At 40.1% G+C, this 13,219-nt stretch carries 8 protein-coding genes and 2 pseudogenes; 9 read left to right on the forward strand and 1 reads right to left on the reverse strand.

Translation table 11 applies throughout. From position 1 onward, the window contains the following. Positions 1 to 484 precede the first annotated feature (484 nt). The 5 genes from V7L31_RS20730 (at position 485) to V7L31_RS20750 (ending at position 9,937) form a co-directional block, all read left to right on the forward strand. Positions 485 to 6,217 (forward strand): PAS domain S-box protein, encoded by a 5,733-nt coding sequence (locus V7L31_RS20730; protein WP_334698002.1) that lies wholly within the window; start codon positions 485 to 487, stop codon positions 6,215 to 6,217. A gap of 498 nt (positions 6,218 to 6,715) precedes the next feature. Continuing rightward, a complete protein-coding gene (locus tag V7L31_RS20735; RefSeq protein WP_334697990.1) occupies positions 6,716 to 7,201 on the forward strand; it encodes a glutathione peroxidase in 486 nt (161 codons plus the stop codon). Positions 7,202 to 7,347: 146 nt separating this feature from the next. After that, a complete protein-coding gene (locus tag V7L31_RS20740) occupies positions 7,348 to 8,172 on the forward strand; it encodes an SDR family oxidoreductase (protein WP_334697991.1) in 825 nt (274 codons plus the stop codon). A gap of 22 nt (positions 8,173 to 8,194) precedes the next feature. Further along, on the forward strand, positions 8,195 to 9,124 hold the full coding sequence (locus V7L31_RS20745) for an alpha/beta fold hydrolase (protein ID WP_334697992.1): 930 nt from the start codon (positions 8,195 to 8,197) through the stop codon (positions 9,122 to 9,124). 78 nt (positions 9,125 to 9,202) lie between these two features. Then, entirely contained in the window at positions 9,203 to 9,937 is a 735-nt protein-coding gene (locus V7L31_RS20750) for a glutathione peroxidase (RefSeq protein WP_334697993.1), read from the forward strand. Positions 9,938 to 10,012: 75 nt separating this feature from the next. On the opposite strand, the gene V7L31_RS20755 is transcribed toward V7L31_RS20750, so the two are convergent. Then, entirely contained in the window at positions 10,013 to 10,282 is a 270-nt protein-coding gene (locus tag V7L31_RS20755; RefSeq protein ID WP_334697994.1) for a hypothetical protein, read from the reverse strand. 268 nt (positions 10,283 to 10,550) lie between these two features. On the opposite strand from V7L31_RS20755, the gene V7L31_RS20760 reads away from it, so the two are divergent. The 4 genes and pseudogenes from V7L31_RS20760 to V7L31_RS20770 form a co-directional block, all read left to right on the forward strand. Beyond that, positions 10,551 to 11,792 (forward strand): hypothetical protein, encoded by a 1,242-nt coding sequence (locus V7L31_RS20760; protein ID WP_334697995.1) that lies wholly within the window; start codon positions 10,551 to 10,553, stop codon positions 11,790 to 11,792. Between the two features lie 344 nt (positions 11,793 to 12,136). After that, positions 12,137 to 12,265, forward strand: a pseudogene (locus V7L31_RS32665) (IS982 family transposase); the annotation flags it as partial. A gap of 35 nt (positions 12,266 to 12,300) precedes the next feature. Further along, positions 12,301 to 12,600, forward strand: coding sequence for a hypothetical protein (locus tag V7L31_RS20765; protein ID WP_334697996.1), 300 nt, complete (start codon positions 12,301 to 12,303; stop codon positions 12,598 to 12,600). Positions 12,601 to 12,611: 11 nt separating this feature from the next. Beyond that, positions 12,612 to 13,219, forward strand: a pseudogene (locus tag V7L31_RS20770) (glucose-6-phosphate dehydrogenase); the annotation flags it as partial.

Genomic DNA, 13,219 nt, shown 5'->3' on the forward strand with positions numbered 1-13,219 from the left:
ATTAAATAAACAAGGTGTGTGGGCAATGGCACGAAGAAAAGCCCAAAGACTTATGTAGCCTCGTCCCCAGCCTGGAGGTTGGAAACCTGGATTTCTCACGTGTGAGAAATCCAAGGGGTGTGGGAGGTGTGGGGAGTAAGACTTCTTCCCCCCCCGACACTCCCCACACTTCCCACACTATGCGTGAGAAATTCGGGGGAACCAGTTGGGGGAAGGGCTGCATCTTAACTTAGTGCCATTCGTGTATGGGCAATGTCCGCGTTGTTGTATTTTTGTATTTCGCTCTTCTTGCGTCACAGAGATTTGGCAGTATTCACAAGTTCTCTTGCTTAATCTGAAATTTTTCTATCCACCTGATGCTGAAGTATGGTGGTAAGGAACGATGATTTTATTTACAATCTGGTGATAGAGTTTTGCTTTCTAATTTCATGTTCAGTTTGATTCAACAAATTATTCTTGATTGAAAATTAACTTAGGAACTGATATGGATGCTCAAAAAATCAAAATTTTATTAGTTGATGACAACTTAGAGAATTTACATTTTTTATCAGACATCCTTCAACACCAAGGTTATCAGGTGCAAAGTGTTATTTCTGGGCAATTGGCAATTAATACGGCGCTTGCTTCTCCTCCTGACTTGCTTTTGCTAAATTTTCTCATGCAGGAGATGGATGGTTATGAAGTTTGTCAAAGGTTGAAAGCTAACGATAAAACTCAAGAGATGCCGATAATTTTTTTCGGTGATTTAGATGATTTTTTTGAAAGAACCGATATTTTCGATTTAGGCAATATTGACTATATTTGTCAACCATTTAAAACTAGAGAAGTTTTATTACGAGTACACAATCAACTCACTATCCAAAGGCTGAAACAACAATTAAAAGAGCAAAATGCTCAACTGCAACAGGAGATTAAAGAGCGTCAACTGGTTGCAGTTAAGTTAAATATTCGTGACAGACAAATAGAAGATATTTTTAAAGAAATTCCCGTTAGCCTTAGCAAAGCCATTTGTAGAGAAGTTTACCAAAGCGAACGCCTTGTAGTCGAAGCTGCCCTGAAGAAGAGTGAAATTCAGTATCGGCACTTGGTAGAAACATCTCAGGATATGATCTGGTCGGTGGACATTAATGGACTAATTACCTTTGTCAACCCAGCAGTCAAACAGATTTATGGCTATGAACCCCAAGAAATGATCGGGCGTGTCTTGACTGATTTCATCTCGCCTACACAAGTTGCTGAAGATAAAGTAGCGTTTGAGGGGGTTCTTCAGGGAAAGTCGATCTTTCAACATGAAGCTACCTGTGTTGCTAAAGATGGTACTTTACTTTATCTAATGTTTAATGCGATCGCATTACGCAACGAAGAAGGTCAAGTTATAGGCATAACTGGCACTGCTAGTAATATTACGCAGCGTCGAGGAGTGGAAAAATTACTCCGAGAAAGTGCAATTAAGCTCCGCAACCATAACCTAGTCCTCACGCAATTGGCACAAAATCAGACACTTTATCAGGGTGATTTAAAAACAGCTTTAAGTAAAATCACAGAAGCAGCTGTCAAGAATATTGGGATGGAACGAGCTAGCGTCTGGCTATATGACAAAACAGGCATGAAAATCCAGTGTTTCGATCTATTTGAAGGTAGTTGCAATCAACACAGTCAAGGACTTTCCTTATCAGCAGCAGACTATCCAGCTTATTTTGCAGCTTTGCAACAAGACCAACCAATCGCTACAGATGATGCCTATAACGATCCCAGAACTAGAGAATTTGTTGCATGTTACTTAAAATTAAATGTTACCTCTGTACTCGATACACCCATAAGGCTGGAGGGTAAGACTGTAGGAGTTTTATGTATGGAGGCAGTGGGAGTTACTCATCATTGGACGCTAGAAGACCAAAATTTTGCTCGCTCTTTGGGCAATTTAGTCTCCTTGGTGTTGGAGGCAAAAGAACGCCAACGGGCAGAAGCAGCGCGACGAGCTTCTGAAGAAAAGTTAGCATCAGCTTTTCGGTCATCTCCCGATCCAATTGCCTTAATTACGGTTCGCAACAAACGCTATATTGAAGTTAACGACAGCTTTTGTCGGTTTTTTGGTTATTCTCGTTCTCAGGTGATCGATCGCACCGATGAAGAATTAAATTTTTGGGTGAATCCAGAAGAATATAATTTTCTCACCCACGTCTTGCAACAAGCAAAAGCCATCCGCAACTTTGAGATTGATGTCTGCACTACAACAGGAGAAATCAGGACAACACTGTTGAGTGCAGAAATGATTAAGATTGATGGGCGTTGGTACATACTGGGCACAGCAAAAGATATTACTGAACGCAAGCAGGCAGAAAATGAAAGCCGTTTACTGCTGTTGACAACCCAAGCTATTACTCGCGCCAGTAATGTCAAAAGCGCCTTAGCATTAGTTTTGCGCTTAATTTGTCACACCATTGGCTGGGATTTTGGTGAAGCGTGGATACCTGATGAAGATGGGACTGTTTTAAAACACAGTCTAGGTTGGTACAGTGAGGAGTGTAGTTTAGCAGAATTTTCCCGCCAAAGCCAAGCGATCAAATTTGCTCTGGGAGTGGGACTACCAGGAAGAGTTTGGCAAAACGAGGAACCAGAATGGATAGAAGATGTTTCTAAAGTTACAGAGCCAATTTTTTTGCGATCGCAACAAGCAGCCAAGGTAGGATTAAAAGCTGGTTTTGGTGTTCCCATAGTGGCCGGAAGCCAAGTATTAGCTGTTTTAGTATTTTTTAAACGTAGCCCAGTATTGGTAGATCGGCGTTTACTCTTGCTAGTCAGTGCTGTTGCGGCTCAGTTGGGTGGGTTGATTGAGCGCAAAACCCTAGAACAAGAATTAGCACTCAGAGAAGCTCGTCTCAATGCCTTTTTTAGCAGTGCCCCCGTCGGCATGAACATTTTAGATAAACAACTGCGGTTTGTGCAAATTAATCAACTGCTGGCGGAGATTAATGGAGTACCCCAGAAAGCTCATATTGGTAAAACTATCCATGAAACTTTACCTCACATCGCCCCTCTAGTGGAACCAATTTATCAACAGGTTTTGTTAACTGGTCAACCCATTATTAATCAAGAATTAAGCGGCGCATCAATTAAAGAACCAGATATTATCCGCCATTTTTTAGCTTCTTATTTTCCGATTCTTGGTGAAGACGATCGCCCCTCTGGTGTCGGCACAGTGTTAGTAGAAATTAGCTATCGCAAACATGTCGAACAAGAACTACGTTTAGCCAACGAACGCCTACAATATCTGCTCACCTCTAGCCCTGTAGTCATTTATAGCAAAACATCAGAAGATTTTGGCACTACCTTTATTAGTGAGAACGTTAAAGAAATGGTGGGCTACGAAGCGCAGGAATTTATCAATAACTCCAGTTTTTGGCTTCATCATGTCCATCCCCAAGATATTGAACTGATCTCGGAAAAATTTTCCCATTTTGTTGAGCAGGAGTACATTTCTTATGAATACCGTTGGCTACACGTTGACGGAACTTATCACTGGTTCTACGAAAAGATGAGGTTAATTCGTGACGAAGCTAATTTCCCCATCGAATGGGTTGGTTATTGGGCAGATATTAACGATCGCAAATTGGCAGAACTAGCTTTGCAATCAGGTCAGCAACGATATCAACTTCTAGCAGAAGCCTCACCGGTCTGTATATTTCACACTGATATGAATTGCAATGCTTTATATTTTAATCAACGCTGGAGTGAAATTACTGGATACACTATAGAAAAGTCTCTGGGGAAAGGTTGGACAAATGCTGTACATCCAGAAGACCTCGAACAGCTATTCTTGATATGGAATCAAGCAAGAGCCACTAAGTCAACGTATAAGTATGAACATCGCTTCTTGCGTGATGATATTACAGTAGTCTGGGTAATTTGTCAGGCTTTGCCAGAATTTGGAGATGATGGAGAAATCAAAGGCTATATTGGTACAATTACAGATATTACTGAGAGAAAGTTAGCAGAAGAAGCCTTGTGTGAGAGTGCAGAAAGAGAAAGAGCGATCGCCCAAGTAATTCAAAGAATGCGCCAAACACTCGATCTAGAGACGATATTTGCAGCTACAACCGAAGAATTACGGCAAGTACTCAACTGCGATCGGGTTGTTGTCTATCGTTTCAATCCCCACTGGAATGGCGAATTTGTCTCCGAGTCGGTGGGTAATGGTTGGATTTCTCTCATAGAAGAACACAACAATCATCCCGATCTCACAGAGGGTGTTTTACAAGATGGCCATTGCCTAGCAAAAATTTTGGATATTGCAGGTAATCCAGTAGAAGATGCCGATCTACAAGCAACCGCAGGTACAAGTTTCCTCTGTGTCCCAGACATTTACAAGGCTGAATTTCATCCTACTTATATCAACCTTTTAGAGCGCTTTCAAGCCAAAGCCTACATTATTGTCCCTATTTTGTATGGTAGTCAGCTTTGGGGATTACTGGCGAGTTATCAAAATTCCGATTCCCGCCAATGGAAACCAGAAGAGATCAACATCGTGGTTCAAATTGGCAATCAATTGGGTGTTGCACTACAGCAGGCACAATTGCTGGCGCAAACTCAAAGACAGTCACAAGCATTGCAAGAAGCAGTAATCATTGCTGATGCCGCTAACCGTGCCAAAAGCGAATTCCTCGCCAACATGAGCCACGAACTGCGTACCCCACTTAACGCCATCCTTGGTTTTACCCAAGTCATGAGCCACGATCATACTTTATCCACTGAACATCAGCAAAATCTAGCAATCATCAATCGTGCTGGCGAACATCTCCTCAACTTAATCAACGACATTTTGGAAATGTCTAAAATCGAAGCCGGCAGAATAACATTAAATCTCAACAGTTTTGACTTAATTCGCCTCTTGGAAAACCTCGAAGAAATGTTGCGTTTCCGTGCCACCTCCAAAGGATTAGAATTAGTCTTTGAATATACATCTCGTCTTCCTCAATACATCCAAGCTGATGAAAGTAAACTGCGTCAAGTCTTACTTAACCTCCTGGGAAATGCCATCAAATTTACCGATACTGGAAGGGTGACGTTGCGGGTGGGGATGGGGAGTGGGGAGTGGGGACTGGGGACTGGGGACTGGGGCAGTAGAGCAGGGGAGCGGAGGGGAATAATTAATCCCCAATGCCCAATACCCAATCCCCAATCCCTAATCCCTAATCCCCATTACCTCTTATCCCCAGAGGGGGCCCCACCTTCCCCAATCCCCAATCCCCAATCCCTAATCTTCGAGGTACAAGATACCGGTCGCGGGATTGCGCCACAAGAAATTGACCTATTGTTTGAAGCTTTTGGGCAAACTGAAACCGGAAGAAAATCGCAACAGGGAACAGGACTAGGTTTAGCAATTAGCCGCAAATACGTGGAACTAATGGGGGGAAGTATTAGCGTCGCCAGTACTATTGACGAGGGAAGTAAATTTGCTTTTGATATTCAAATTAATCTCGCCACAGCTAGCGAAATCCAGGTCAAAAAAACTAGATGTCAAGTTATTAGTTTAGCTCCCGCTCAAAGCGAATACCGCATTTTAGTAGTTGATGACGCCACAGATAGCCGTTTAGTACTAGTGAAAATTCTGACATCCATTGGTTTTGCAGTCCAGGAAGCAGTAAACGGTACTGAAGCGATCGCACTTTGGCAGAAATGGCAACCACACTTAATCTTAATGGATATGCGGATGCCGATTATGGACGGCTATGAAGCCACAAGAATTATTAAAACTAGGGAAGCAACCTCAATCCCAAATCGCACAACTATTATTATTGCTTTAACTGCCAATGCCTTTGAAGAACAACGAGAAGCGATGATCAAAGCAGGTTGTGATGATTATATTAATAAACCTTTCCGTGAAGAACAATTACTAGAAAAATTAAGCGAATATTTAGGAGTTCAATATATTTACCAAGAAGAAAGCTATCAGCTAACAAACCCAAAAGAAGAAGGATCAAAATTAATGTTGACGCTCACCGATTTAGTGACTCTATTATCTGCCATGTCACCAGAATGGGTGAAAAATCTGTATACTGCCGCAGCCCAATGTAGTGATGATTTGATTTTAGAATTGATTGAGCAAATCCCTTCTGAGAATGCTGTATTAATAAATTTCATCAAGAATTTGGCTCACGATTTTCAGTTTGAGAAAATTATGGAATTGACGAGTATTACCGGAGTATTATCCAGTTAATCAGAATTGTGGATTTGGTAACATAAATATCCCCCCTAATGGCATTTTACGACAAATCAGTAGTAGGGGGAAAAAGTTAGAGGTTGGGAGCATTCCAATTTTGCAAGAACATATTTTTTCATTGCGAACACTACGCTGTCGCTTCTTACCCAACTTTACAAGAAGGAGTAGGCAATGACAATTTATCACCTGGATTTGATAGAAATTAGACATTTAGGATGCTCCCTAAAGGTTTTTTCTTTTCCTTTCCCTTTACTCTATTTCCCTTAACCGACAAGTATTGGATTGGAGTTAAGTACTTGTATTCGGGTTGAAAGAACTGGAACACGAGCAGGTAAACCATATCATCAGATCGTCTGTTACATTTAAGACATCTTCTGAGTTAAACAGAATCGTAGGGTTAAGAAGGCCAACAAACTTAATTTCCTTAAAGAAAGTGGGTTTAGAGTACCTGTAATATGGGAGACTTGGCAATATTCCCTATAAATCAGATTCAAGATGAGTAACACAATTTCGGATATTGCAGTCAAGACCATTAACGGTGAGGATAAACAATTAAACGAGTACACCGGTAAGGTACTCTTAATTGTGAATGTGGCTTCCTACTGCGGTTATACTTCTCAATACGAGGGGTTAGAAAAACTAAACCAGAAGTATAGAGAAGCAGGGTTACGTATTTTGGGGTTCCCTTGTAACGATTTTGGAGCGCAGGAACCAGGAAGCAATGAAGAAATTGTGCAATTCTGCACTAGTAAATATAGTGTTACATTTGAACTATTCGATAAAGTTCATGCCAAAGGCTCACAGCAGCATCCACTTTATGAGCGACTTACCAAAGCCGTTGAGCCAACGGGAACTGTTGCTTGGAACTTTGAAAAATTTTTAGTTAATAGGCAAGGTGAAGTAGTAGCTCGATTTAATAGTAGTGTGCAGCCAAATTCACCAGAAATAATTGCCATAATTGAGAAAGAATTAGCAAAATAGTCATTGGTCATTGGTCATTAGGTAAAATTTTCTATCCTATTAACTATTGACTATTAACTCTGGACTGTTAAATTTATTTGCGTCTAGTGCTTTAATTGAGAATATTGTCTCAATGAGTAGTTAAATTTATTTGTGTCTAATTTGTCATGAATGTTGCAATCATTGGTTGTGGTTATGTTGGTTATAAAGTTGCTCAATATTGGCAGCAAAATATGAATTTTGTTGTCAGCGTAACCACAACTTCTCCTGAGCGTCTACCTGCACTACAATCAGTATCTCAAAGAGTTATAGTTACCTGCGGTAATGACATAGATGGTCTAAAATCAGTTTTGCACAATCAAGATGTTGTACTTTTGAGCATTGGTGCAAAAAGTGGAGAAGTTTATGAAGAGACTTATCTACAAACTGCCCAAGCTTTAGTTTCATGCTTGCAGCAAAATAAGAGTGTGAAACAATTAATATACACAGGAAGCTATGCTGTCTATGGTGACAGAAATGGTGTATGGGTAGATGAAGAAACACCCCTTGCACCCGCTAATTTAAATGCACAAATTCTTAGAAAAACAGAGGAGATATTGCTATCAGCATCTAGCGAATATCTCCGTGTTTGTATCTTCCGCTTAGGAGGAATTTATGGAACCGGCAGAGAACTAGTAAAGATATTTAGCAGATACTCTGGTACAACCCGTCCGGGCAGTGGCGAAGATATCACAAACTGGATTCATTTGGATGATATTGTTGGTGCGATAGAATTTGCCCGTAACCGTCGTTTACAAGGGATTTACAATTTAGTTGATGATGCACATCTTACTAGCCGAGACTTGTTAGATAGCTTATTTGAAAAACATAATTTACCCAAGGTTAAATGGGATACTTCTGTTAAGAGTATCCGGCCATATAATGCTTGGGTATCCAATGAAAAACTCAAAGAAGCTGGATACGAGTTGATTCATCCACAGATGATTTTTTAGTAAGTATTAACAACTAGGAATTATGCAACCATCTGCTGTAGCAAAAACAACCAATTTAACAGCATCTCCTAGCCAGTTTTATCGTTGGCAGAATTATCGTTGTGCCTACGAAGTTCATCAACCAATTAATACAACATCTGAGGGCATTCCCTTACTGCTAATTCATCCGATTGGCGTTGGATTATCGCGGCAATTTTGGCAGCGATTTTGTCGCGAGTGGTATAATCGAGGTCAACGAAATTCAATTTACAACCCTGATTTACTAGGATGCGGTGAAAGTGATATGCCTCATCTGGCTTACACTCCTAGTGATTGGGCAGAACAGTTGCAGTACTTTTTACAAGAAGTAGTGCAAAAACCTGTAATTATAGTAGTACAAGGTGCTTTATTGCCAGTTGCGATCCAATTAGTCCAAAAGGAATCAAATTTAATTGCTGGACTGGTACTTGCTGGGCCGCCACCGTGGGCTTTGATGACAAATAAATCACCAAAATGGCAAGAAAAATTCCTTTGGAATGTCTTAGATTCGCCTTTTGGAAATCCTTTTTATCGCTATGCACGCACCCCAAAATTTTTACGTTCTTTCTCGACTCGTCAACTCTTTGCTTCTGAAAGTGCTGTAGATGCAGAGTGGTTAAATACATTGATTGCAGGTGCAGAAAATCTTGCTAGTCGCCATGCAGTGTTTTCTTTTTTAGCAGGGTTTTGGCGAGATGATTATACTAGTTTTATTACCTCTATTGGGCAACCAACATTAACAGTTGTGGGGGAAACTGCATCGAGTATTAGCCAAGACAATAAAAAAGAAACGCCAGATGAACGTTTGGCTCACTATCTTGCTTGTTTCCCTCAATCTCAAGGTATAAAAATAAATGGGCGTAATGTTTTACCTTATGAATCAACTACTGAATTTGTAGCAGCTATCGCTCCATTCGTTAATGAAGTTTCTTAGCCAATTGTATAGTTACATTGTGCCAGTTCTCCCATGATAGGTTATGACTGGAGTTGATTACTAAAGGCAAGCAAAATTATGTTACCCAATCGCCAAGGACAAAGAGTACCTAATATCACGTTTCATACTCGCAAGGATAACCAGTGGGTGGATGTGACAACTGATGAATTGTTTGCTAATAAGACAGTGGTTGTCTTCTCTTTACCAGGTGCTTATACCCCAACTTGTTCATCAACTCATCTTCCTGGGTACAACGAATTGGCTCCGGTTTTCAAAGAAAATGGTGTCGATGACATTATCTGTATTTCTGTGAATGATGCCTTTGTGATGAACGAATGGGCCAAGGATCAAGAAGCAGAAAATGTCACGCTAATTCCTGATGGTAATGGTGAATTTACTGAAGGTATGGGTCTGCTAGTAGATAAATCAGACTTGGGGTTTGGGAAGCGATCGTGGCGCTATTCTATGCTGGTTAAAGATGGCGTAATTAACCAGATGTTTATTGAACCAGAAGAGCCGGGAGATCCCTTTAAGGTGTCCGATGCTGAGACAATCCTCAGATACATCAACCCCCAAGCAGTGAAGCCCGAAGTAGTTTCCCTGTTTGCGAAAGTTGGTTGTCCCTTCTGTGCGCGCGCTAAAACGATGCTCAAGGAACATGGCATTAACTATGAAGAAATTACCTTGGGCAAAGATATCACCACACGCTCGTTACGAGCGGTTACAGGTGCGACAACAGTTCCCCAAGTGTTTATCGATGGTAAATTAATTGGTGGCTCTGAGGCATTAGAAGCCTACTTCGCTGCTAAATAGGTTTCATTAGGGGCGCATAGCTAGCTGTGCGCCCCTAGAACGTATTCAAAGATCGCCCTTCTTGTGTTGTGAATTTTAGTAACGGCGATCGCGTTCCAAGTCATAAATCACTTTCTCCAAATACCATGTATCCGATTGACCCTGATGCTTCTGGCGCTGCTGTTTAAGTAATCGTTCGGCTGTTGTCAAATCACCGTTAAGTAAAATAAGTAAACGTTTTTGCAGTTTTCTGTTTTTCGGATCGCTGAAGTATGGCTTAGAAACATTGCCCCGTGGTTGAGATGACCACACTTTGATTAAGACAAGCGATAAGCTAACCAGCAGAAGCACCACAATCAATCCCATACTGATTGAGATTAAGTATTTATTACCTTATATTGTGTAAAAATTTTAATTTTATAGCATCAGTGATCTCTTGGATGTTTTCGTGATGAAATTGAAAAACATCTAAATTGAATTAAATCAAATTCTTATGGGGTGGGCAACATGAACCCCCTGATTATACAAAGCAATTAACAAATCTTCAGATGAATCGATGTATTTTTGTTTAGTTCCTGACTACGGATCAGATAAAATTGATTCGGATTGAATTTCCATTTATTGAAAAGACAATATGTTTGCCAGAATTCGCCGAATTTTGAGTCAATTTTTTAGTAAATCAAGGACAATCAACAACGAACCACTGAATAAAGTAAGTTTGGTTGTGATTATTATAATTGATATTTTTATCTTGATTAATGTCTTTACAGGAATTGATGATATCAGCAGATGGCATATTAGTCCAACCGCAGCTTATCCATGTTATTCAGAGTGGCAAAATTATCAGACAAAAACCACTAAAGATAAAGACTATGAAATTGTTAGACTTTCATTGCCATATAACCCGAACAATCAACTCAGTTTTCAGCGAAACTATCAGCAAGTTGAAGTAGGACATTTAGGTAAGGTTTCTAAAACTTGCCTGCAATATGCAGACTATAAAGATAAGCTTAACAATCCTGAAAAGCAGGAAATTATTAAAACTATTGATCGGGAACAAGCAAGAATTAGTAGGCTTGAACAAACCAATAGCACTATTAAATCCCAATATGACTCAACGTTATTAGAAAAAATTGCAGGTCAGGGACGCGAACAATCAATTAATCAGGTTAGTGCGGAAAAAGCTAAACAGACATTAGAGCAAAATAATCGCCAAATCTCTACCCTGAAACAAGAAATTTCTACTCTTAAAAATGAACTACTTACCAAACCAGAAAGTATTAGTTTTTTAACCTTTCTTAAAGATACTAATCAATTCCAAGAAGTTCAAAAAGGTTATCAGCAGGCATCATTTTGGTATCCAAGTATCCAGCTTACTTTTCAGTCTCTTTTTCTTTTACCACTGATTCTCATTGCCTTATCAGTTCACAATTTTACCCAAAGAAGAGGATATGGACTTGTCTCGCTAATTAGCTGGCATTTGCTAGTTATCTTTTTTATCCCACTAATTGTTAAAATATTTGAATTTCTCCAAATAGGTGTAATATTTAGATTCTTCTTTGATATAGTTAGCGCCCTTTTTGGTGGTTTACTTTTCCTAATCAATTATATTTATATCTTACTGATTCCAATTATTGGCTTTGGAATTATCCAGTTTTTTCAAAAATTTGTCTTCAATGTCAAAGTCCAGGCAGCTAACAGAGTTCAAAAATCACGCTGTGTCAATTGTGCCAAGAAAATTCGACATCTTGATACTTACTGTCCGCACTGCGGTTATTATCAAGACGTTGAATGCCAAAACTGTCATAATCTTACTTATAAGCATTTGTCGTACTGTAAACATTGTGGGAGTACAATCGGGATAGGTGCAAAATAGGACACAATGCAAAGTTTTATTAATATACTTGTAATAATGCAGACTTTATGATTTTGTTTTTTCCCAAAACTCACTCTCTTGACGCAGAGTATAGTGTCTTTTCTTCAACTACCAGTAAAAACATGATTATTTTGTGTAAAAACTTGTGCTGAATATCAGCATGATAATTTCACTCTTTATAGTAAAAAGCATTGTCAAAATAGACATATCCCTTAATTTTAATTTGTTGTCCCATAATGCCTGAAAACCCCAATTTTTATCGTAGACTAAGATAGCGATCGCTGTCCCCAACTAAATCCGTCAAGTTCAGTTACAGCAAGCATTTCCTTTTTGCGGATGAGTCTATTGAGACAGTTTTCAGTCTCATTACTCAGAAGTTCCCTAAATCAATCCATGCAGTGACTATGAAAGCTTTTTTACTGAAGCTAAGAGCTTTTATCTTTGCCTTCACATTAAAGCAGGCATTTTTGTAACTAGCAACTTAGGTTATTATCAGTATGACTTTAATTTGGCAGATGTTGCCGAAGTCTGGCGGCAGGATAGTGTAATTGCTTCCTGGCTATTGGATTTGACAGCGATCGCCTTACTGACAAGCCGCAATTTAGAAGAGTTTGGTGGTCGTGTATCAAATTCTGGCAAAGGGCGCTGGAGTGCGATCGCAGCAATTGACGAATCTGTGCCAACTCCGGTGAAAAGTTACGGACTCTTTGCTCGTTTTAACTCGCGTGGGGAGGCAGACTTTGCCGATCAACTTTTGTCAGCCATACGCTATCAGTTTGGCGGGTATGATGAAAAAGCTAATTCTTAAAGAGGTTAGTCATGGGAACTCCTGATTCAGACGCACTGGTATTTTTTGGGGCAACAGGTGACTTGGCCTACAAGAAAATCTTCCCCAGCCTTCAGGCAATGGTACGACGGGGCAATCTCAATGTCCCAGTGATTGGGGTTGCCGGACGATCTTGGACGACGGATCAACTTAGGGAAAGGGCACGTGATAGCTTAGAACATCATGGTGGTATAGATGAAGATGCATTTGAGAAACTTTCTGGACTACTCCAGTACGTTGCCGGTGACTACAACAAACCAGAAACTTACGAAAAATTACGTCAAGCCCTTGGTAATGCTACTCATCCCCTCTACTATTTGGCAATTCCACCGAGCTTGTTTGCACAAGTAGTGTCAGGATTGGGCGAATCAGGCTGTGCTAAAAATGCGCGAGTGGTAATTGAAAAACCATTTGGACGGGATTTGAAATCAGCACGTGAGTTAAATCAAATTCTGGCATCAGTTTTTCCCGAATCATCCATCTATCGCATCGACCATTACCTGGGTAAAGAACCACTGCTGAATTTACTCTATTTTCGGTTTGCCAACTCTTTTCTCGAACCCATCTGGAATCGCAACTATGTTGAAAGCATCCAGATTGT

Source organism: Nostoc sp., assembly GCF_036916655.1.
Taxonomy (GTDB): Bacteria; Cyanobacteriota; Cyanobacteriia; order Cyanobacteriales; family Nostocaceae; genus Nostoc.

Bases quoted from the DNA above. Each gene is read 5' to 3' on its own strand.
- V7L31_RS20730 (WP_334698002.1), top strand. From the start codon at position 485: ATGGATGCTCAAAAAATCAAAATTTTATTAGTTGATGACAACTTAGAG.
- V7L31_RS20755 (WP_334697994.1), bottom strand. From the start codon at position 10,282: ATGGGATTGATTGTGGTGCTTCTGCTGGTTAGCTTATCGCTTGTCTTA.
- V7L31_RS20750 (WP_334697993.1), top strand. From the start codon at position 9,203: ATGTTACCCAATCGCCAAGGACAAAGAGTACCTAATATCACGTTTCAT.
- V7L31_RS20745 (WP_334697992.1), top strand. From the start codon at position 8,195: ATGCAACCATCTGCTGTAGCAAAAACAACCAATTTAACAGCATCTCCT.
- V7L31_RS20735 (WP_334697990.1), top strand. From the start codon at position 6,716: ATGAGTAACACAATTTCGGATATTGCAGTCAAGACCATTAACGGTGAG.
- V7L31_RS20760 (WP_334697995.1), top strand. From the start codon at position 10,551: ATGTTTGCCAGAATTCGCCGAATTTTGAGTCAATTTTTTAGTAAATCA.
- V7L31_RS20740 (WP_334697991.1), top strand. From the start codon at position 7,348: ATGAATGTTGCAATCATTGGTTGTGGTTATGTTGGTTATAAAGTTGCT.